Genomic DNA, 21,359 nt, shown 5'->3' on the forward strand with positions numbered 1-21,359 from the left:
GCTGGTGTGAACGGACCCGGCGTTGGGAGGGAGCGTCAGGTTCGGCCGTCGATGACCGGTGCCCGCATACCAACCACCCTTCCGCCTGGTTCCACACGCTTTGCCCTGATCACGCTCGAGGCCGAACCGCGGATCGCTTCCTCTGCCTCCAAGCCGGTCACTTCGCCGGCCACCGTGTCGTAATGCTGCTCACTGAACGGCCCCGATCGCTCGCGGGTCTCACCCTGGAAGGTGAACCGCTGACCGTAAACATCCTCCAAGGCCTCTCGCGCACGCCCCATCACTTGTAGCAGCTCGGCGTCCTCGGCGGTGATCCGTTCCGGGGCGCGCGTGTAAGGCGTCATGGCGAGGGCCAAGACCTCCAGCACAGGGAGTCGGGATGCGAGGCGGTCCGAGTCGATGCGAAGCGGCAACTCCAGATCGCCCACCAGCTCGGCAGGGATCTCCGGATCGGCCTCGGGCTCTGCCGTTCGACCGGAACGCCGGCGCTCCAAGACCGCGTCCAACCGCTGGTACAGGAACGTTAGCGTCACCGGCAAAGCACCACCGACGACTGCGGAAAAGTCCACGACACCAGACACGAGATCCCCCAAGAAGACATGGCCCCGGACATATAACGAGGTCCATTAGTACCGCGCCACCTCCGCCACGCACCCCAATTCAACCGAGCATGGCTTAAATTAGACCGCAGCAGATGATCAACACCGACATTGCGAAAATTGGTTCGAATGAGAATCGCCTGCGGCTTGTATGCGCATTGAGTTCAATCCATTCAAGGGGGAGGTGGAGCCTGATCCGTCGCGGGGTTCCGGATGACCTTCGGACTGTGGCCGTGCTCGCGGTAGCCGAGCTCATCAGGGCAGGTAGCGACCCGGATGGCTCGCCAAGCCACGTCGAACGACAAGCTCCAGTCCGACTTATGCATCATGCGGACTGTCTTCAGGCTGGTGAGCGGCGAGAGAGCGAAGCGAGTCGCGATCAATTTCATGTGGCGAGTGTGCCAGGCGGAACCAGTCTCCCCTTCGGCGTTTCCAGCCAATATCCCGCTGTAAATTCAACCTCAGGAGTTAACTGCTGTCACATAGGTGAACAACCGAAGCGCAGCGGATTCCCACTCGCACTGATTTTCTTGATCAAGACTGTGCCGTTCCACGCAGCCGACTGCCCGTTTAGTTGCGTCAGCCGAAGGGGACGGCTGCAGCCCGGCGAGTGTGTCGGTCTGGATGAGCCGAGTGGGGTGGCAGTAGGCGGTCCGCCGGGTAGCCGCACGTGCGGTCGAAGTCAGTCAGGCCATCGTCGATCCAAGGGGGTGCGGCCCCACCGAACCCACGGTTCGGCGATGCTGCGGCGTCCTTGAGCCAGATTGCGCACCGCACAGGGAGACGAGACCGCGTCTGCTTCCCGCAGCAGGATCGGAGTGATCTTCTGGGTGCGCCGAAGGCACGCACGGTTGTCCCCGAACCCGTAGGCCATGGTCATGACCGTAGCGGGCCGAGACGCATGGCCAGGTTCGCTGAGACGGGCGGCGGAACGACCTAAGTTCGTTGGGCAGACGACTCAATTTGGTGCGAGCGGTCAGCCGGGTGGGGTTGTGTCCGTCTGTGTGGCCGCAGCCAGCTCGAGTGGTTGCCGCCCCAATGGTGGTGGTGCTGGATGGTGAGCGCTCGACGACGTCCTTGCCAAGGTCGCGGTGGACTAGGTCCACGACCAGGTCGCAGCCGGTGAACTGCTTGGCGGCGTCGCATCGCAGCCCGCATCACCCGGCGGCTCACGCGTGGTGGCCAGTTTCACGGATAATCCGCCTGTACGAAGGGCGAGCCCTCAGCGCCTTCCGCATCCTCAGCGGAGGCCCCGGCCTTGATCAGGAGGTCCACAAGGACCTGGAGGTGCTCCTCCTTTGTCTTCACGCTCAGCAACTGCACTAGCTCCCGCAACCCGTGCCCGTGCTCAACTTCCTTCGCCTGCAAGCTCAGGCAACGAGTGAGGCGCTCAAGGCGGTTCGCTGGCTCCAGTAGCCATACAGCACGGGCCGAGTTCTCGAAAACACCCCGTACCAGAGAGCCCTACGCATGGAGGTGGCTCTTAGCATCGTCGCCTGCCAAGGAACTTCGGGGCTGAACCTGCCACTGGCCCTTGTTCTCCTGGGTGTACATGCCGAACCGTCGCGCGCCGTCCAGAAGTGCCAGCAGCTTGCGGAGGTACTGGCCTTCTTCGTCCGCCATGCCACTGGTGGCATGAAGAGGGCCTGGCTGTCAGGGACTTATCCCTACACCGTGCCAGTCCGGCGCCGTCGCTCAGGGGCGTCGCCGATGGATCACCGTTTGCGGCTGGGGACGATCCTGCTGGCCGCTCCAGGAAGCCTGGATATAGAGGACCGCCCTGCTTGGCAATGACCATCTGGTCGTGCCCGTGGCGCTCGGGGTTGTGAACGAACACCAAGTCCACGAGCCCCGGGTCCTTGCAGGCCAACCAGCCCTAAGTCAGCCGCCGCTCAAGCCGATTGTCAGTCACGGAACCTACTGTTCACCCATGAACGACAGCACACAGAAATCGACTCCGCGTCAGCGACCAGCTCGCTCGACCACCCATGGGACAGTCGCACCTGAGCAGCAGGAAGGCGACGGGACGGCTAAGGGCATCGCCTTGTATCACGACATGAGGGTTGAAGAGGACTTCACCAAGTGTGCTACCCGCCTCTTCTCGATACTCAAGCAAGCCGCTACTGCCACCCCAGGCGCCCCGCGATACCTATTCCTGGACGTCCAAGGACACCGCAACGCCGCCGGAGGCTTCGACACCGATGCCTTGGAGATCATCCAGGAGTTTCTGCTGGGCTTCCTCGGCCCCTACCTCACAGAGATCAGCACGCCGCTCTGCCGGGTGAGAAATCCAGGGCCGCAACGTGAGGACGTACCTGAGGTTCTGAACATTCGAGACCCTGACCGTGAACACGCCTACGACCATCGCGAGCTGCGCGTGCGGAACCGGGAAAGTAACCCCGACCAACGCCGCTCCAGACCTCCGGTCCAGGCCATCGCCGACTATCTCGGTATCGGCGAGCCGATCTGCCTCATCTGCTGGCAGGCGCCCGTGGAGAGGGCTCACGTGGTCCCGGAGTCACTCGGCGGTTCCAACGATGTCCGCAACTTTGCCCTCCTCTGCCCGCGCCACCACCGTGAAGCCCCGGACGTCGCAGACGCCGAGGCGTTCTGGTCCTGGGTCGACTACGCCTGTCACCGGGATGGCCATATGAAGTGGGAAGGCGTGGATCCCGAAATACTGGCCAAGGCAGAACGTGTCGGCCTTCGCATCGACACGTCCGGACCGGTGAGAAAGAGCCTCCACCATTTCGGTCGTGTTCGTGACGAACTCGTACGTCATTACGGCTGGGCCCCTGAGGACTTCGCTGGTGGCGACCATTGGGGTGCGCTGATGGAAGAGTTCCATACGGTGATGGATGCAGCGACCAGTACCCACTTCAATGTCGCCAAGAAGGCATCCACCGAGGCATGGGCCTTCGAGGTAGCGCGCAGACGCCTGCGAGATGGGGTGCCCGAGCCCGAGGCTGGTGATGACCAGCCGTCAGTATCGAGCCATGCGTCGGTTCAATTGGCCAAGCGAACAGTACGCAAATCGTCCCAGAATGGTTCTACGCAGAGCCTTGTCGATGCCGCGCGCCGAGCCGACATCGCCACCGAAGCGGCAGCGCTCGTGCGCGACATCATCGCCTCGGCAGGGGTCTCCAGCGCCGAGGAGGTGCTGCGGGGCATCAAAGAAGAGATCGCTGACCGCACTGCGCAGTTCGAGCGACTAACTGACGAGTTGATGCGGCACGCAGTCTGCCGACACTGCGGCCACGCTATAGCCCAAATCGGGAACGCTCTATGGCGCCATAGTGCTGCGGCGCCCATGTCCCGTGGCTGCCGGGCTGCCAGCTTCGATCGGGACGGCACCTGGGACGATTCCCTCGACCGAGCGTGGAAGGCAAGCCCGCCGCGGACGTACCCGTGAGCCGACCGCTGAGGGCGCTGCGACGGCAACTTATCGAAGCCGTTGGGTGACTCAGCTCCACCAGCAATGAAGATGCTCGACCAAATGACCGACTTACCTTGAAGGGGAGGCTTCAAGTCCCCCCTCGGACACCAGCCACAGGCCCACGGTTCCTCAGGAATCGTGGGCCTGTGTCGTTGTGCGGACCTCCCCGTCGCGGCCGGCCAGGCCGTACCAGAACGCGGCCTCCTCGTGGGCGCCCTCCGCGTCCGCCACATCGCCCAGCAGCGCGAGCAGCGCCGGTGGAAGCGGGTGCGGGGCGGGCGCGGGAGGGGTGGGGGCGGGCAGGGTGAGCGTCGGGCGGTCGGTATCCGGGGGCGCGGTGCCGTCCATGATCGTGTCTTCCTCCTCCAGCGTCACCAAGGGCCGCCATATCTCCATGGCGCGCTCCCGTTGTCCCGCGCTCAGCAGCAGCTCCGCGTACGTCTGGCGGGCGCCGGTCTCCGTATCGGCGTCCCCGGCGGCGCACTCGATGGCCGCCTCCAGCCAGGGGTACGCCTCCTCCGGGCGGTTGTCCGCCGCCAGGACGCGGCCGAGCAGCAGCAGGGCCTGGGGGCGGTGCTCGGTGTCGTCGGAGCGGGCCAGCGGCAGCAGGACCTCCTCGGCCTCGGGGAGCAGGCCCAGGCGGAAGAGGGTGCTGCCGAGGTAGCGGCGGGCGAGCGGTTCGGTCTCCGGGTCGCCCGCGGCCAGGGCGTCCGTCAGGAGTTCGCGGGCCCGGTCCAGGTCGTTGACCGAGCGCCGGACGGTGCCGAGCAGGGCGCCGATCCGGGGTGCGGAGTCCGGACCGGCCAGCTCCAGGGCCGCTTCGAGCAGTTCGCCGGCCGTCTGGACCTCGCCGGTCTCCAGCAGGTATTCGCCGGCGCCGAGGTAGCCGGCGACGATGGCCTCCGCGTCGCCGGAGTCCTCCACCCGCACCAGGAGCGCCTGCGCGGCGTCCGGGTCGCGGTGCAGCAGCCGGACCGCGAGCCAGGCCCGGGCGACCTCGGTGACCTGGGAGGGTTCGCCGTCGACCACCGTGCGGACCAAGGCCTCGGCGGCCTCGTCCTCGCCGTCGGCGGCCAGGCATTTGGCGAGGTGGAAGCGGGCGAACTGGGAGGCGGCGCCCACGTCGGCGTCGGCGGCGGCCCGCAGCTGCTCGCGGCCCTCCTCCGGGCGTTCGTTGCCGAGGTGGACGACGCCGAGGACGCCGCGCGCCCAGGCCTCGGCGCCCGGGTCGTCCGAGGCCGCGACCACCAGGAGCAGGCGTTCGGCCTCCTCGAAGTCGCCGTGGTCGGCGAGCATGACGGCCAGGTCCATGCGGGCGATCAGCGACCACTGGGGGTGGCCGGAGTCGATGGCCGCGCGGTAGGAGTGCTCGGCGTCCTCGAAGCGGCCCTCGCGCACGAAGAGGTCGCCGAGGAGGTCGGCCGCGCGGGGCCCCTGGTGGGGGTGGCCGGAGTCGATGACTGCGGTGAAGAGGTCCGCGGCCGCCGCCGTGCCGTCGCTGTCGCCCCGGGCCGCCTGGAGCAGGGCGAGTTCGATGCGGACGACCTGGGCCCAGTCGCGGTGTCCGGAGGCGACCGCGAGGCCGTACGCCCGCTCGGCGTCCTCGATGCGGCCGTCCCGGACGAGGAGGTCGCCGAGCGCGGCGGCGGCGAGCGGGGAGAGACCGGGGTGGCGGGCCTCGATGACGGTGTCCAGCAGCGCGGCGGGCCGGTCCAGGTCCTCGCCGCTGCCGGCCAGCATCAGGGCCAGTTCGACCCGGGCCATGCCGCCCCACTCCGGGTGGCCGGTGGCGATGGCCCGCCCGAAGAACTCCTCGGCGGCGGTCAGGTCGCCGTCGTTCGCGTACCACTCGGCGAGGCCGCAGAGCGCGCGCGGGCCCTGGGCCGGGTGGCCGGAGGCGGCGGCCTCGCGGAGCAGGTCCATGCCCTGGTCGATGAGCCCGCGCGGGCGCAGCGAGACGGCGAGCAGGATCTTCGCGTACGGGATGAGGAGCGGGTTGCCCGAGCCGATGAGGGCGCGCAGGACCTCCTCCGCCTCCTCGTTGCGGCCGCGGACGATCAGCAGCTCGCCGAGGCCCACCTGCGCCCGGGGCACGGCGTGGACGCGTCCGCCGGCCAGGGCGGAGCGCAGCAGCTCCTCGGCGCGGTCGACGTCGCCCTGGCCGGCCAGCAGGGAGCCGAGGCTGGCCTGGGCGACCGAAGCGACCTGGCCCGCCATGGACTCGCCGACCGCGCGGGAGAGCGACCAGGGCTGCTCGACGGGTTCGGTGCGCCCGGCCGGGGTGCCACCGGCGCGCATGGTGCCCTTGCCCTGGCCGCTGCCGGGGCGCTGTCCCGTACGCGCTCCGGCGGCGTCGCCGTCGGCGCCGCTGAGGACGCTGACCAGGCGGGCCTGGGCGAGCGGGGCCGCCTCGGTGTCGCCGGCCGCGACGATCGCCTCCAGCATGCGTTCGGCGCGGTCCTCCTCGCCGTCCGCGAAGAGCAGGGTGGCCAGGCCGACCTGGGCGACCTGGGAGAGCTGCGGGTCGCGGGCGGCGACGGCGCTCTCCAGGAGGCGGCGTGAGCGGTCGCGGTCCCCGTACATCATGAGCAGTTCGGCCAGGACGGTCTGGGCGAGCGGGACGACGCCGGGCACGGCGGACTCCGCGGCGCGTTCCAGGAGCCGGGCGGCCGCGTCGAAGTCGGCGAGGTAGAGGTGCATCTCGCCGAGCATGAGGGCGGCCCAGGCGGCGCTGTCGCGGTCGTCGGTGCCGTCCGCGATGCGTTCCAGGAGCCGTTCGGCGATCGCGGCCTCGCCCCGGACGAGGGCGGTGTAGGCACTGGGGAGGAGTGCGGCGGCGGGGCGGCGGTCGGCGAGGTACTTCCAGGCGAACCACGGGACCGGGGCGGAGGGGTCGTCGTCGCGGCTGTCGAGGTACTCCGCCAGATACGGGGTGCCGGCATAACCGCCGGGGCCGGGGGCGCGGTGGACCAGCGCGATCGTGCCGGCGACCGGTTCACGGGCCCAGGCCAGGGCGGTGCGGTAGGCGGTGTCGTCGGCGTCGAGCGCGGGGTGGTGCTCGGCCAGGTAGCCGGCGAAGAGTTCACGCAGGACGGCTTCCGGGACCGGGTCGGTGACGCCCATGCGCATCCAGTCGGCGGCGGCCCGGGCCAGGGCCCAGCCGGGCGGGCAGCTCTCGGCGCCGTCGGTGAAGCGCCGTTCCAGGCTGGGGGCGGCGACCATGAGTTCGCCGATGCCCCGGGCCGCGAAGTCCTCGCCCGGGTACAGCTCGCGGGCCGCCTCGGCGTCCTGGGGGCCCAGCAGGGTGGGCAGTTCGACGGTGCTCGCCTTGTCGAGGACGGTGCGGGCGACGCGGCCGACGTCGCTCTCCATGGCGGTCAGCGCGGCCCGCTGCTTGGCGGGGATGGTCGCCACGATCGTCACGGCGGGCCGTCTGCGGGCCAGCCGGTCCAGGATCTGGAGGTCGAGGCCGCCGGGGTGGAGGTAGCGGTGCAGGTCGTCGAGCCAGAGCACCACCGGGTCGGATCCGGTGGGCAGGCCGAGGCGGCTGAGGTCGTCCAGCGTCCGGCGGGCGGAGTCGCCGGGGCGCGGCACGAGGAGCCGGGCGTCCGGCATGGCCCGGACCAGCGCCTCGTACAGGGTGCGGGACTTGCCCGCCTTGGAGCGCCCGGCGAGGAGCACGAACCGGCGGTCGGTGAGGAGTTCGGCGAGACGGTCGTCCTGGGGCCTGCGGCGGACGTAGGGGGCGCGGGCGGGGCCGCCCCGGTCCGGGTCACTGTATTTGGAGCGGCAGACGCCGATGTCGTACGGGTCCACCTCGGCCACCCGCGGGATGCCGCCGTCCTCGGTGAGCGGGGTCCAGAGCAGGGCCTCCAGGCGGTCGCGTACCTCGGTCGTCGTCATGTCGCGGACGAGGGGGCCGAGTCCGGGCCAGTAGCGGGCCAGGGCCTCCGCCTTGATCGCGTAGGCGGTGCGCCGGTCGACGGAGGTCACCGAGTCGCGGGCGACGAGCATGCCGACGACGCCCTGCCGGTCGACGTCCCAGACGGGGCCGCCCGAGAACCCCTTCTCCAGGCCCCAGCCGGTGTGCGGGCCCGCCTCCACCTGGATCCACTCGCTGCCCGCGTGGCCGATGATCTCGCCGCGGACCGGGACGCCCCGGCGCTTGTGCTCCTCGGGGTAGCCGTAGGCGCGGAAGCGGTGGTCCCAGGTGCCGGGGTCGGTGGTGCGGAGCGGGGCGGGCAGGGCCTCGGGGGGTGCGGGCGCGGCGAGTTCGAGGACGGCGACGTCGCCCGTGCCGTCGCCGGTGTCCGGGTGCCAGCCGCCGGGGACGACCGTCGCGGGCAGCGGCTCGTGCGGGGCGGCGTGCTGGAACCGTACGAAGACGGGCCGGGCGGGCGGCTCCGGGGCCCGGCCGGGGCCCACGACATGGGCGCAGGTCACGATGTGGCGCGGGGTGACGAGGAATCCGGCGCCCACCGGGTCGCCGTGCTCGGTCCTGCGTACGCTGACCAGCCAGGGCGGGCGTTCCCAGTCCGGCGGCACCGGAGGTCAGTCCGCCTGGGGGCGGTTCCAGGAGACCTTGACCGCGAAGTGCCCCTCGATCGCGGTCTTGGCGATCACCACGCCGGACTCGGCGTTGAACTTCATCCCGAACTCGATCTCGTACGCGTCGGGGCCGAGCGCCCGCACGGACTCCATCACGGAGCGGAGGGCGGGGCGGGTCTGGGCGAGCGCGTCCTCCAGCCGCCGCCCGGCGCGCACGACCTCGCCGGAGTCGCGCGAGATGCGTTCGAGTCCGGGGGCGTCATCCGGGACCTCGACCTGGAGCGAGGCGCCGTCCGGCCCTTCGAAGGACACGACTTCCGGCATGAAGTCCCCCTGCGTTCGGGTGGGTTGTGCGTCGATCGTATCGGCCGGGACGGACCCCGCGCGGGCGTTTCGAGTGATGTGATGGTGGTGCGGATGTGCACCCGGGGGACGGAGAGGGTCGTGTACGAGGCCACGGAGGAGATCACCGCCGCGCTGTCGAGTGCCGGGTCGGACGGCCCGGAGGCGGAGGTGGCGCTGCGGGTCCTCGGCCTGGCGTTCCGGTGGGCGGGGGCGGCGCTGGGCCGGGTCGACGGCGGGCAGAGCGGTACCCCGGCCCTGGAGGCGCTGTTCGCGCTGGAGGACGCGCTCGTGGAGTCCGGGGCGCTGGCCGGGGCGCTTCCGGGGCTGCTGGCGGCGGCGATGCCGGGCGAGGCGTTCGGCGGCGGTACGGAGGAGCTGATGCGCCGGCTCGCCGCCGTACGCGAACGGGTCCGGGAGGAGCGCGAGCGGACCGATCTCGCGCACGCCGCGCTGGAGAAGCTGACGGCCGCCGAGGGGGCGCTGCGGGACCGGCTCGCCGAGCACGAGGCGCTGCGCCGCCAGGTGGACGAGTTGCGGAGGCTGGAGCGGCTGGTGCTCGCCCTGGACGCGCTCCAGGATCAGCAGGAGGTCATCGCGGAGCGGCTGGCCGCGTTGCGGGGCCGGGACGCGGGGGTCGAGGGGACGCTGCGGACCAGCAGCGACGCGCTGGTCCGGCTCTCGGAGGACCGGCTCGCGGCGCTGGCCCCGCGCACCCGGGAGGTCCTGGAGCGGGCCGAGGCGGCGCAGCGCGCGCTGGCCGATGAGGAGCGGGTGCACGGCGACGCGGCGGCGGACCTGGCGGAGCGGCAGGCCCGGCTCGAACACATCCGCGAGGCGCAGGGCGACCGGGTCGCCTCGCTGCGGCGGTACGCGGCGGTGGACCGCGACCTGGCGGGAGCGCTGGCGGCGCCCGGGGGCGCGCCGGAGGGCGTGGTGGCGCCGGAGCACCGGGTGGCGCTGGCCGAGGTGGCGGCGGCGACGGAGGAGATGGAACGGCGGCTGGGCGCGGCGGACGAGGCGCTGGGGCGCGTACTGGCGGAACGGGACGCGCGGGACCGGGGCGGGAAGTCGGTGGTGCACCGGACGCCCTGAGAGGCTCCCGTTCAGTAGGGCGGCGGTGGTACGTCCTCCGGCAGGAACTGGCTGAAGGTCCCGGGCTCGGCCCCCTCGCCGGCCCGGGCGAAGCGGGCGGCCAGGCGGGATTCCATGAGTTCGAGGAGTTTGCGGACCGTACGGGCGTTGCCGAAGCCCGACGGGTCGGCGCGGCGGGTCGCGGCCAGCCACTCCCCCGCGTGGCGGGGGACCTCGGGGTGGAGGGTGTAGCCCTGGCCCCCGGCCATCCGGCGCAGGATCTCCAGGAGGTCGTCCGGCCCGTAGTGCGGGAAGGGGACGTGCTCGGTGAAGCGGGACGGCAGGCCGGAGTTGGCGTTGAGGAAGGCGTCCATCTCACGGGGGTAGCCGGCGACGATCACGGTGAGGCGGCCGCGCCACTGCTCCATCTCCAGGACCAGGGTGTCGATCGCCTCCTGCCCGTAGCCGCCGCGCAGGTCGTGGGCGAGGCTGTACGCCTCGTCGATGAACAGCACCCCGTCCAGGGCGTCCTGCACGGCCTGGCGGACCAGCCGGGCGGTCTCGCCGAGGTAGGCGCCGACCAGGGTCGCCCGGCTGGCCTGCACGACGTGTCCCTTGCGCAGCAGGCCCAGGTCGCGGAAGAGGGTGCCGACGAGCCGGGCGACGGAGGTCTTCCCGGTCCCGGGCGGCCCGGTGAACACCAGGTGCGGGGGTGTCAGCTCGCCGGTGCCGTGGGCCTGGCGCAGCCGCTGCCGGTGGGCGAGGCCGGTCAGCACCTCGCGGACCGGGCCGAGTCCCACGTACGCGTCGAGCCCTGCGAGGAGCCGCGCGGGGTCGGGCGCGGGGCGTTCCAGGTAGGTGCGGTAGCGCTCGGGCAGGTCGTCGGGGACGACGGGTTCGTCCACCCGGCTGCGGACCCGGTGGGACCAGCGGGTGAAGACGGCGTCGGCGAGGGTGCGCATGTCGCGGGCGTTGCCGAAGGTCTCGTCGCGGGTGCGGTGCAGCTCGGTGACGATCCGCAGGAGTTGGGACTCCGTCTCGGGGGCGGGCCGGGCCCCGCGCTCGCGGAGCCGGCCGAGGGCGATGGCGTGCAGGGCGGGCGGCTCGTAGTCGGGGAAGCGCAGGATGTTGTCCTCGGCCAGCCGGCTCCGCAGGCCGGGGTTGGCCGACAGGAACTCGGTCATCTTGTCCGGGTATCCAGCGGTGATCACGACGAGCCGGCCCCGGTCGTTCTCCATGCGGGTGAGGAGCGCCTGGATGGCCTCGTCGCCGAAGCCGTCGCGCTGGTCGCTCAGTCCGTACGCCTCGTCGATGAACAGCACCCCGTCCAGGGCCCTGTCGACCGCCGCGTCCACGAGCCCGGCCGTCTGGCCGATGTATCCGGAGACCAGGTCGCTCATCTTCGCCTCGACCAGATGGCCGCGCTCCAGGAGTCCGAGGTCGCGGTAGATCTCGCCGACGAGCCGGGCCACCGTGGTCTTGCCGGTGCCCGGGTTGCCGGTGAACGCGAGGTGCAGGGAGGGCGGTTCGAAGACACCGGCCCGGCCGCCCGCGCGCAGCGCCTCCGCCGTCTCGACCTCGGCCCGCAGCTGCTCGAAGCGGTCCCGCACCAGGTCGAGCCCCGGCATGGCCGCCAGTCGGTCCCAGGGGCTGCGGGGGTCGCCCGCCGTGGCGCCGGGGAAGGCTTCGCGCACGGCCGCCGGGCCGAGGACGGCGCCCGGGGTCCCGGCCAGCTGTTCCAGCCACACCTGCCAGGCGCGCGCGGTGCGGGGGTGGCTGCCCATCGCCTTGACGACGGAGTCCAGTTCCCGCCAGTCCCCGACGCGCAGCCCGGTGCGCAGCCGTACGGCGTGGATGAGCCGTCCGACCTCGGCGGCGGGCGGGTGGCCGATCCTGGCGGTGCCGGGGCGGCCCGGGGTGGCGGCCTGCCGCCGGGTCAGGGCTTCCAGGACCGGGTAGGCGTGGCAGGACTCCACGAACCGGGCGACCTCGTCCAGTCCGGACTGGCGGAAGACCATCAGCCAGAGGTTGCCGTTGCCGTGGTCGTCGGTCCAGGCGTCCATGGCCCCGGCCAGTTCGCGCTGGGCGCGGTAGTGGAGCAGGCTGGCCTCGGCGTGCGCGAAGACCACGGCCGTACGGTGCTGGCGCTGCGTCAGGTAGCCCTTCAGGGTCATCACGGCGAACGGGTCGCTGACGCCGGGCGCGGGGCTCGGCGCGGGGCCGGGCGCGGGCAGCGGCGCGCTGTCCTCGCGGGGCGCGGCGCCGGTGACCCGGAGGTTGCCCATCGGGCCCCGCATGCCCGGCGTGCGCATGACGGGGCGTCCGGTGCCGCCGCCCGTGCGGGGGCCGGGTGCGCGGCCGCCGGGGCGGGACAGGTCGCGGGACGCGGTGTCCCGGAAGTAGACGGGGTGGTCGGTGGAGCTGAAGACGATGCGCTCGTAGCCCTCGGCGCGCAGCAGCCGCCACAGCGCCTCCTCCAGTCGGCAGACCTGGTGGGCGGTGTCCACGAAGACGTCGCCCGCGCCGGGCCCGTAGAGGAGGGTGAACGGTTCGCCGCCGCGCAGGGCCGCCGGGTCGAGGCGTTCCACGACCGGGGCGACTGCGGGGTGGGGCGGCTTGTCCAGCCGGGTCATGCGCCGCTCCCCGTCCCCCTCCGCCGGGCCTGCTCCCCGCGCCGGCGGTGGCCCTCGATGTCCAGGAAGCTCCGGTCGGGGGTGCCGGGTTCGGCCTCGGGGGCGGCCGGGGCGGCCCGGCCGTCCTCGGCGAGGGCCCGGCGGACGGCCTCGGCGCGGTCGCGGAGCTGGTCCTCTGAGGTGGTGTCGTAGTCGTAGGAGAGGACCCGGACGACCTGTTCGCCGGAGTCGGGGGCGGCCTGCGAGATGTCGAGGACGATCTCGTTGCCGTTCTCGTGGCGCAGCTTCGCGTAGTACGAGCCCCGGGGGTCGGCGTTCTCGTACTCGCCGTCCACGAAGTCGTAGTAGGCGAGCTCGCTCAGGCTGTGGGCCACGGTGTCGGCCAGGTTGACCCGGAGCTGCGAGGCGAGGTGGCGCATGGTCGCGCGTCCCACGGTGTCGCCGAGCTCGTCCTCCAGGCGGGGTGCCTCTCGGTCGCGCAGGCCGAGGAGTTCGTCGGTGCCCGTGGCGTCGTCGCGGGCGCGGGCCAGAGTCTCGGCGGCCTCGGTGCGCAGCCGGTCCCAGTCGCCTTCGGACCAGTAGGCGACGTCCACGGTGTAGTCGGGCAGGACGGCGCCGTCGGGTCCGGTGACGGGCTGTTCGCGGCTGCCCTCGATCGCGCCGGACACGGTGGCCAGGGCGTCGATGGCCGCCATCTGGGCGGTGCAGCGCTCCAGTTCGCGCTGTTCCGTGTCGGCGCGCAGCTCGCTCAGGGAGTGGCAGACCTCCTGGACGAGGGCGAGGGCGGCGTCGAACCTGCCCTCGGCGGCGTTCTGTTCGGCGGTGGCGAGACGGCCGGTCAGGCGGTCCAGCTCGCCCGGTGCGTAGCGCTCGTGGAGCCCGGCCTCGGCGAGGTCGGCGGCCAGGGCGCGGGCGTCGGCGAGCCAGCTGCGTGCCGTACGGTCCGCGCGGGCCCGGTCCTCGGTGTGCGCGCCGATCTCCCGGGCCAGCCGGGCGGTCTCGGCCCGGCGTTCGGCGCGTTCGTCCGCGAGGGCACGCCGGGTCCGTTCCTGCTGGTCGGCGAGGCGCTGCCGGGTCTCCTCGCGGATCTGCCCGGCGGACGCGGCGAGCGCCCCGCGCACCTCGGCGGCCTGGTCGCGGAGCCGGCGCGCGGTGTCGGCCTCGATGCGGCGGGTCTGCTCGCTGAGGCCCTGGACGACCGTGTCGTGCCGCTGCTGGCGCTCCTCGACCTGTGAGAAGACCCGGTCCAGGTCCTCGCCGGTCCTGCGGCGGACCTCCTCAATGAGGTCGGGGATGTTGCGCTGGACGTCCTTGAGCTGCTGGGCCTTGCGCTGGATGCGGTACCACTCGGACTCGTCGACCTGGATGCGCTTCCTACCGCTCATCGTGTTCCTGTCCTCTCACGGGGGTCGTGGTACGGGCGCGGACCGCGTCGACCGCGAGGTCGAAGGCGTCCAGCAGGCCGGGCGGCGGTACGCCGATGAGCAGGGCCTCCGGGCCGTTGACGGCGATCTCGGCGGACCGGGTGCGGTGCTCGAAGTCGTAACCCGTCTCCGTAAGGCGTCCGGTGAGGTGGTGGACGCGCTGGTTGGTGCTGCCGCGCAGCCCGCGTCCGTCGTCCAGGGCGGCCATGTACACGCCGTCGACCAGGACGTCCACCTCGGCCAGGAGCGCGGTGACGCCGGGTCCCGGGGGCCGGGCGCGGAGCCGTTCGAGCCGGTGGCCGGTGAAGCAGATCAGCGTCACGTCGCGGATCTCCCGGGCCAGCCGGGCCACTTCGGCGAGGCCGGCCGCCTGGGCCATCGGTTCGCCGCCGGAGAAGGTCAGTCCGGTCACCCGGGCATCGGCCAGCAGCTCCCGGGCCAGCTCCGCCGGTGCGGCCTGCCGGGCGGGCCGGAAGGGGATCCAGTCGGGGGCCATGCACCCGGCGCAGCTGAACGGGCAGCCCTGGACCCAGAGCGCGGACCGCACGCCGGGCCCGAGCGCCTCGGTGCCGACACGGGTGGCGGCCACGTTGAGGGCGGTGCCGGTCATCCGGGCCATCCGGGGGCGGGGGCGTGGCCGGGCCCGTCCAGGTAGGTGAAGGAGACCCCGCTGACGACGACTTCGGCGCCGGGTGCGCAGACCGCGCCGCTCTCGCGGGCGGCGGTGCCGTCCGGCGAGAACCGGATGCGCAGATCGGTGCGGGGGCCCTCGCGGGTGGACCTGCGCCTGCCGTGCACGGTGCCCCGGCCGCCGGCCGATGCGGGGCGCAGCGCCATCCGGCGGCCGCGCAGCTCGATGCGTTCGGGCAGCGGGCCGCCGAAGGGGGTGGCCAGCAGGAGCACGCCCCGCAGCGGGGGCCGGTTGACCCGCCGCCAGATCAGCCATCCGGCGAGGACGAGGACGAGGAGCCCGGCGGCCAGAACGGGCAGGAAGGCGGCGGAGCCCACGTCGGCCCGCAGCGGCAGGTCCGTCCGCTGGACGCGTATCGCGGCCGGGGTCTTCAGTTGGATGTCGGGGGCGAGGGGCCGCTGCCAGCTGGAGGTGACTCTGCCCGTCAGGTGGAAGGTGGCCGTGGCGTTCTCGGTGCGGCGGTAGGGCAGGGCGCCGCCGGAAAGCCGGCCGTGCAGCCGGAGGGTGTACGTCTGCGACTCGCCCGGTTCCAGGGCGAGCCGGTCGGGCAGTCCGCCGACGGTCAGGTCCGGGCCGGTGACGGTGGCGCGCAGCCCGGTGACGGTGAGGGGGACGTGGGCGGTGGCCGAGCGCAGGGTGAGCTTCTTGGTGGCGGAGCCGTCGCCGAGGTCGGGCGCGTCGCCGTCCTGCCAGGCGGCGGTGACGCCCTTGCCGATGTCGGGGGCGAGGAGCCGCGCGGCCTTGCGGGCCCGGGTGCGGTCGCCGGCCCGGGCGAGGTAGGCACCAAGGTCCTGGATGCCGTCGGGGCGCAGGACGGTGGTGTCGGGGACGACGTTCGCCAGGAGGCCGGCGCCGGTCGCGCCGCCGCCGAGGGGGATGGCGTATCCGGCGAGTTCGGTGCGTCCGGCGACCGCCTTGGCCCGCTTGGTGAGCGCGTCCCAGGCGGGGCCGGACGCCTTGGGGTAGCGGGAGTGGGCGGCGGGGCGGTGCTCCCCGTCGGTGAGCAGGACGACCGAGGCGACCGGGGACGCGTCGTCGCGGGCCACCTCCTTCAGGGCGGCGTCCAGTGCGGCCCCGATATCGGTGTCGCCGTCCTTGGTGGGCGCGGCCGGGAGCGCGGCGATGATCTTCGAGGTGTCGCCGGCCGGGCCCACGTACCGCGCCTCGGTGCGGGAGTCGAACGTGAACAGCGCGACGTGGTCCTCGGGGGTGAGCCCGTCGAGGAAGGGGCGCAGCGTCGCGCGGACGGTGTCGTACCGGCCCTCCTGCGTCATGGAGCCGGAGGTGTCCACGAGGATCGCGTAGTCGGCGGGTTCCTGTTCGAGTTGGAGCGCCCGGTATATCTCGGCGCGGGTGGGGTCCGGGGCGGCGGGCGCGGCCTGTGCGGGGGCGGCCGGGAGCGCGGCGAGGAGCGCGGCGGTGAGCAGCGTGGCGCAGCGCCGGAGCGAGCGCGCGGGGGCGGTGTGGTTCACGGGCCCACTTCCTTGGAGTCGGTGCCGATGTCGGCCGGCAGGGTGCCCAGCGGGAACGCTCCGGGCGGTCCGGCGCCGAGGGGGTGCAGGATCAGGGCCGCCGTCCCGTCGACGGCGAGCCGGACGCCCACGTGGAAGCGGTCCGTCTCGCCGCCGCCGGGCAGGGTGAGGGGGCCGAGGGGTGTGCCCGCGCCGCTCGCGGGGTCGGTCACCCGGACCCGCACCGGGCGGCCGGGCGCGGTGCGGACGCCGACGCGCCGCCCGCCGTCCTCGGCGTAGACGGGGGGTCCGCCCGGTTCCAGCGTTCCGGCGGCGCTGATCCGCAGCTCCCGGTCCGCGGGGCGCCCGGCCTCGGTGCGGTGGGCGCCGATCCACAGCTCGTACGGGTAGCGGTCGGCCGGGTCGACGCGTCCTGCGGCGACGAGCGCGGCGCCGAGGACGGCCGCGTGGGCCGGGTCGGTGCCGTCGGGCAGCGCGGTGAGCGGCAGCCCCGCAGCGTCCAGGTGGGGGCGGAGGGGGCCGAAGCGGGCGACTCCCCCGGTCAGGGCGAGCGGGGCGGTCCGCCCGGGGCCCAGTGCCTCGGCGAGCGCCCGGTCGAGGCCGTCGGTGAGCAGGGGCAGCGCGGCGCGGAGCGTCCCGGCGGTGACGGGGCGGCCCGCGACGTGGTGGACGGCGGTGGTCTCGAAGCGGGCGGGGTCGCGGGCGGCCCGGTCCAGGACGAGGGCGAGGCGGCGCCCGGCACCCGGCTCGGCGCGGACGGCGGCCAGGGCGCGGCGGGTGTCGTCGTCGGGGGTGAGCCCGGACCGGGTGAGGAGGGCGGCGTCGAAGCCGTCGCCGTAGCCGTCGTCGGGGGCGTGCCGGGAGGCGGCGGCGACGGCCACCGCGCCGGGGGTCACGGTGCAAACGGCCACCTCGGCGGCCGCCGCGCCGAGGTCGCACACCGCGTACCGGCCGGGTGCGAGGCCGCCGGTGTGCCGGAGCAGGGCGAGCACCGCGTGCGGGGTGGCGAGGGTGCGCACGTCGGGGGCCGGTCCCCGGGCGGGCGGGGTGGCGAGGGCGTCGGCGGCGCGGCGCGCGTGGCCGGCCCGGTCGTGCTGCGGGACGACGACGAGCAGCCGGGCCGGGGCGTCGTGGTGCCGGAGGTAGGCGTCGTACGCGGTGCGCAGGGCGGCGGCCCGGTCGCCGCGCGCCGCCTCGGGCACGGGCAGGCCCTCGCCGGGCACCGCGCCCGGGAGTTCGACGGGTTCGGGGCCGCCGGGTGCGACGCGGGCGAGGCGCACGTACCGCGAACCGGCGTCGATCGCGAGCGCCGTCATCCGTCCCCCCGTTTCTTGAACCGGAATCCCCACCGGGACGAGCGCTCCTCCTGGTACGCGGAGGCGGGCGGGTAGTCGGGGTGGCCGTCGGGCCTCGGGGGCGGGGTGCCCCGGGGGCCGCCGGGGGCGGGGGTCTGCGGCTGGGGGCCGGACGGCGGGGCGGCGGGCGGGTAGGGGCGGTGCTGGTACGGGCCTGCGGGCGGGGCGGTGCGCGCGGGGGTGCTGAGGGCGCCGATGATCCGGCGGTGGCGGACCTCCTCGTGGTTGCTGTAGCGGACGAGCCGGGCGCACAGCTCGCCGTACCGGGCGTCCCGGCCCAGTCCCTCGTACACGGCGAGGCCGAGGCCGGGCTGCTGCCGGTCGAGTTCCGTGGTGAGCGCGTAGCCGAACGCGGAGCCGTGCTCGCCGACGAGGGCGGCCACCTCGTCCAGCAGGCGGCCGGTGACCGAGCGGTGCGGGCAGCCGCTGATGATGATCCTGGCCAGTTCGTCCAGCTCCGCCCGGGCGTTGACGGCCAGCCGCAGCCGCCGGACCGCCCGGAGCCAGCCGAGCCCGGAGCGTTCCAGGCCCTCGACCAGGTCGGTGGGGAGGTCGAGGTCGAGCCAGTGGGCGTAGTCCGCGGCCATCAGCCGCCGGGACAGGCCCTCGCCCACGGTGGTCTCGATGCTGGGCCGCTGTCTCATCCACCGCGTGAGCACGGGCCAGCCGTGCACCGGGTCCGGCCGGTCCCCGAGGAGGGCCGCGATCACGTCGTCGCGCAGGGCGGGGTCGCCGTCGGTGCGGGCCACGAGCGCGTCGGCGTACCGGTCCAGGGCGGGGGGTCCGTCGGTGATGCCGCGCAGCCGGGGCAGCGCGGCCGCCGGGCGCGCCCCGGGGTCCGCCGCCCGGCCGGTGAGCCACAGCAGGTCCGCGTCGGCGGCGGCGTCCGGCGGGAGCCCGGGGTCCCCGGGGCGGGCCAGATCATCGAGCAGCGTGCGGAGTTCGGCCCGCCGGCTGCCCCGCACGACGTCTCGCAGGACGGGCCACAGCGGGCTGATGACGCCCGGCTGCACGTGGTCGCGGGCGGTCTCCAGGGCGATGCGCCAGGCTTCCTCGTTGTCCCCGACGAACGCGGTGGCGTCGGCCTCGGTGGCGGCCGCGTGACGACCGGTGAGCGCCCCGGCGAAGCGCAGCCAGCCGGGGACCGGGCCCGCGCCGGAGGCGGCCGCGAGGGCCAGCAGCCGTTCCAGGGGCCGCATGTCGCGGGCGTGGTTGGTGAACAGGCCGCGCACCCAGGCGAGTCCGGCCTCCGGTGAGGCCAGCAGGACCCGGTCGGTGGCCTCGGTACGGTAGCCGTACTCGCGTTCCGCCATGTAGGCGAGCTGTCCGGCCCAGACGGGGTCGTAGCCGGGGGCGGTCGCCAGCGCGGTGAAGAGGCGGCCGAACGCGCCGGGGCGGCCGGCCCCTTCCAGGGCGTGCGTCAGGCTCAGGTACTTCCGGGCCAGCGCGAAGGTCTCCTTGGACGCCGGCTGGGCGAGGACGTCCGCGGCGAGCAGGTCCGGGACCCGCAGGGTCCAGTGGCGGGCCAGGAGCGCGGAGGCGGCGCCGTCGTCGGGGCGCACGGCGGTGCGGGCGAGGAAGGAGACCAGCTCCCGCTGCCCCCGCTCGTCCACGGTGTCCAGGGTGTGCAGGGCGAGCAGCCGCCCGATCTCCTCGGTCTGGCCCCTGCCCTGCCGGACGGCCTCCAGGACGGAGTCGAGGAGGTCCAGTTCGCGCAGGACGCGGACGGCGTCGGCGCCCTCGCGCAGCGGGACCGGGGCGGTGGCGGCGAGCAGGTGGGCGACGACGTCGGCGGTGGACTCCCGCTTGGCGCGGACCCGGGAGAGCTCGGCCAGGTAGGTGCGGGCGACGTCGCCGCCGGGGGACGGGGCCCGGCCGGTGGCGAGCGGGATCTCCAGCTGCCCGCTGCGCGCGGACCCGGCGAACACCAGCCGCAGGGCGTGCTCGGTCTTCCCGGCCCAGGTGGCGCCGCTGAGCCAGGTGCGGCAGCCGTACGGCAGCAGCGCGCAGATGGCGTCGAGGACCCGGACCCGTTCGTCGATGCCGGGGAGGGTGCCGCCGCGCGGGGCGGTGATGACGAGGTGCCGGCCGTCGAGGAGGAGGGCGGCCGCTCCGGCGGCCCAGTCGAAGCCCAGCCGGTCGATGGTGTCGGCGAGTTCGGAGGCGGGGGTGCGCTCGGCGTGCAGGACGGCCTCGGCTCCGGGCGGGGTCTCGGTGCGGGCGGCGGCCCGGTCGAGGGAGGTCCAGGTCACCCCGGCCCGGGCGGCCGGCCGCCATTCGGTGAGCAGCAGCCGCCAGGTGTAACTGGGCGTGCCGGTGCCGTCCTTGGAGCCGTCCCAGGTGGTGTCGACCACCGCGCAGACCGGCCGGTCCTCGCCGTCCGCGGTGGAGAGGAAGACCCGCCAGGGCAGTTCGCCGTCCGGGTCGCGGCTGTCCGGGGTGCCGGTGGTGGCGGTCCACAGGTAGCGCTGGGCCCGGTCCCCGGGGAGGCTGCCGTCCAGCACCTCGTATCCCAGGGAACGGCCCGCCCGCTTGCCCAGCACGGCCCAGTCGGCGGGCAGCGGGACCGCGCCCGGGCTCTCGCTCACCGCTGCCACAGCTTCGAGCCGCCGGACCGGATGCGCTTTTCGAGGTCGATCAGCGGTTCCAGCACGTTGATGGGCACGGGCGAGGTGCAGATGCGGCGGACGCCGTCCACGACCTCGACGTTCAGGTAGTTGCGGTAGTCGAAGACGTTCTGCGGGTTGAGCCGGAAGCCGATGGCGGAGGTCGCGTAGTACGAGATGCGCGTCGGGTGGAAGAAGTTGGCCAGCCCGTCGCGCACCAGGCGGGCGCTGGCGCCGCGTACGTCGTCGCACATCCACTGGAAGAAGCGGGCCGCCTGGTGGTCGGGGACGCGCGGCAGCCGGTTGCCCTCCTGGCTCTGCGTCACCCAGCCCGCCTCCACGGCCGGGCGGAACACCTCGGGGTTGTCGAACTTGGTGATGCAGACCGACACATGGTGGGGCAGCCGGTTGCGGTGGAGCTTTCCGGCGTCCCGGACCCGGGCGTTGAGCTCGGTGAGCATCGAGTAGAGGAAGTTGAGTCCTTCCCCGGCCCGCTGGCTGTCGAGCAGCGGGTCGAAGAGGTAGATCAGCCCCTGGGAGCGGGCCAGCTGGTCGAGGACCCTGGGCCGCAGGGCGTTGGCCTCGTCGCCCCGGAACGCCTCGCCGGTGACGTCCTGGACCTCCAGGATGAAGCCGGTCTCCTTGTTCCTCCGGAACGGCCCCGCCGTCGGCTCGTCGCCCTGGAAGGACCAGGACAGCGGCTGGAGGCCCACGGTCGCGTCCGGGAACCGGCGCTGGATCGCCAGCTGGGTGACGCCGTCGTTGAGGAATTCGATGGACTCGGGGTTCATCCCGCCGATGACCCAGTTGGAGCGGCTGTGGCGCTGCTGCTGCATCGCCGCGATGGCCATCGAGGCGAGGTAGGTCGTCTTGCCGGAGCGGGGCGCCCCCCACAGCCCGATACGGACGCGGTCGGCCGCCGGGTTCTCCACGCCGGTGGGCGCGACCGGGATCGGCAGGGGTTCGAGATGCCCGTCGGCCGAGGGGTACGAGGAGGGCTCCGGCCCGTACGCGGCGGTGGGGTCGGGCTGCGGCGGCAGGCTGCCCCAGGGGGCGGTGGTGGCGTCGGGGTCGGAGGACGAGGCGGTGTGACCCGGCGGTTCGGAGGGCCCGACGACGTCCTCGGGCGGCTCGTTGGGGTCGTAGTACGGATCGGTCATGTGTCTCTCCTCGTACCGG

General features: G+C 73.5%; 12 protein-coding genes. 2 read left to right on the forward strand and 10 right to left on the reverse strand.

Annotation, left to right across the window (positions count from 1 at the left end; genetic code table 11):
• Nucleotides 1-35: 35 nt before the first annotated feature.
• The gene (locus AMK18_RS24210; RefSeq protein WP_143202276.1) at nucleotides 36-569 is read right to left on the reverse strand and encodes a hypothetical protein; all 534 of its coding nucleotides are present in this window, start codon (nucleotides 567-569) and stop codon (nucleotides 36-38) included.
• Nucleotides 570-2,529: 1,960 nt separating this feature from the next.
• Between AMK18_RS24210 and AMK18_RS34940 the strand changes: the two genes are divergently transcribed.
• A complete protein-coding gene (locus tag AMK18_RS34940; RefSeq protein ID WP_198957072.1) occupies nucleotides 2,530-4,011 on the forward strand; it encodes an HNH endonuclease in 1,482 nt (493 codons plus the stop codon).
• Between the two features lie 153 nt (nucleotides 4,012-4,164).
• Here AMK18_RS34940 and AMK18_RS24230 read toward each other — a convergent pair whose 3' ends face one another.
• Both AMK18_RS24230 and AMK18_RS24235 read right to left on the reverse strand, forming a co-directional pair.
• Nucleotides 4,165-8,580, reverse strand: a complete 4,416-nt coding sequence (locus AMK18_RS24230) for a tetratricopeptide repeat protein (RefSeq protein ID WP_073864470.1) — start codon at nucleotides 8,578-8,580, stop codon at nucleotides 4,165-4,167.
• 6 nt (nucleotides 8,581-8,586) lie between these two features.
• Nucleotides 8,587-8,907, reverse strand: coding sequence for a CU044_2847 family protein (locus AMK18_RS24235; protein WP_018103703.1), 321 nt, complete (start codon nucleotides 8,905-8,907; stop codon nucleotides 8,587-8,589).
• Between the two features lie 120 nt (nucleotides 8,908-9,027).
• Between AMK18_RS24235 and AMK18_RS24240 the strand changes: the two genes are divergently transcribed.
• On the forward strand, nucleotides 9,028-10,020 hold the full coding sequence (locus tag AMK18_RS24240) for a hypothetical protein (RefSeq protein ID WP_073864471.1): 993 nt from the start codon (nucleotides 9,028-9,030) through the stop codon (nucleotides 10,018-10,020).
• Nucleotides 10,021-10,031: 11 nt separating this feature from the next.
• Here the strand turns inward: AMK18_RS24240 and AMK18_RS24245 are convergent, their stop codons facing one another.
• From AMK18_RS24245 to AMK18_RS24275, 7 genes are read right to left on the reverse strand one after another with little or no spacing between them, the layout of a single operon-like run.
• Nucleotides 10,032-12,632, reverse strand: coding sequence for an AAA family ATPase (locus AMK18_RS24245; RefSeq protein WP_073864472.1), 2,601 nt, complete (start codon nucleotides 12,630-12,632; stop codon nucleotides 10,032-10,034).
• A complete protein-coding gene (locus AMK18_RS24250) occupies nucleotides 12,629-14,017 on the reverse strand; it encodes a hypothetical protein (protein WP_073864473.1) in 1,389 nt (462 codons plus the stop codon). The genes AMK18_RS24245 and AMK18_RS24250 overlap by 4 nt, the downstream gene beginning before the upstream one ends.
• Entirely contained in the window at nucleotides 14,007-14,666 is a 660-nt protein-coding gene (locus AMK18_RS24255; RefSeq protein WP_073864474.1) for a 4Fe-4S single cluster domain-containing protein, read from the reverse strand. The genes AMK18_RS24250 and AMK18_RS24255 overlap by 11 nt, the downstream gene beginning before the upstream one ends.
• A complete protein-coding gene (locus tag AMK18_RS24260) occupies nucleotides 14,663-16,219 on the reverse strand; it encodes a vWA domain-containing protein (RefSeq protein WP_073864475.1) in 1,557 nt (518 codons plus the stop codon). The genes AMK18_RS24255 and AMK18_RS24260 overlap by 4 nt, the downstream gene beginning before the upstream one ends.
• Nucleotides 16,216-17,535 (reverse strand): hypothetical protein, encoded by a 1,320-nt coding sequence (locus AMK18_RS35530; protein ID WP_073864476.1) that lies wholly within the window; start codon nucleotides 17,533-17,535, stop codon nucleotides 16,216-16,218. The genes AMK18_RS24260 and AMK18_RS35530 overlap by 4 nt, the downstream gene beginning before the upstream one ends.
• Nucleotides 17,532-20,162, reverse strand: coding sequence for a hypothetical protein (locus tag AMK18_RS24270; protein WP_073864477.1), 2,631 nt, complete (start codon nucleotides 20,160-20,162; stop codon nucleotides 17,532-17,534). Before AMK18_RS24270 ends, AMK18_RS35530 begins: the two co-directional genes overlap by 4 nt.
• Nucleotides 20,159-21,340, reverse strand: coding sequence for a hypothetical protein (locus tag AMK18_RS24275; RefSeq protein ID WP_018103695.1), 1,182 nt, complete (start codon nucleotides 21,338-21,340; stop codon nucleotides 20,159-20,161). Before AMK18_RS24275 ends, AMK18_RS24270 begins: the two co-directional genes overlap by 4 nt.
• Nucleotides 21,341-21,359 lie beyond the last annotated feature (19 nt).

Origin of the sequence: Streptomyces sp. CB01249 (assembly GCF_001905735.1) — a bacterium.
Taxonomy (GTDB): domain Bacteria; phylum Actinomycetota; class Actinomycetes; order Streptomycetales; family Streptomycetaceae; genus Streptomyces.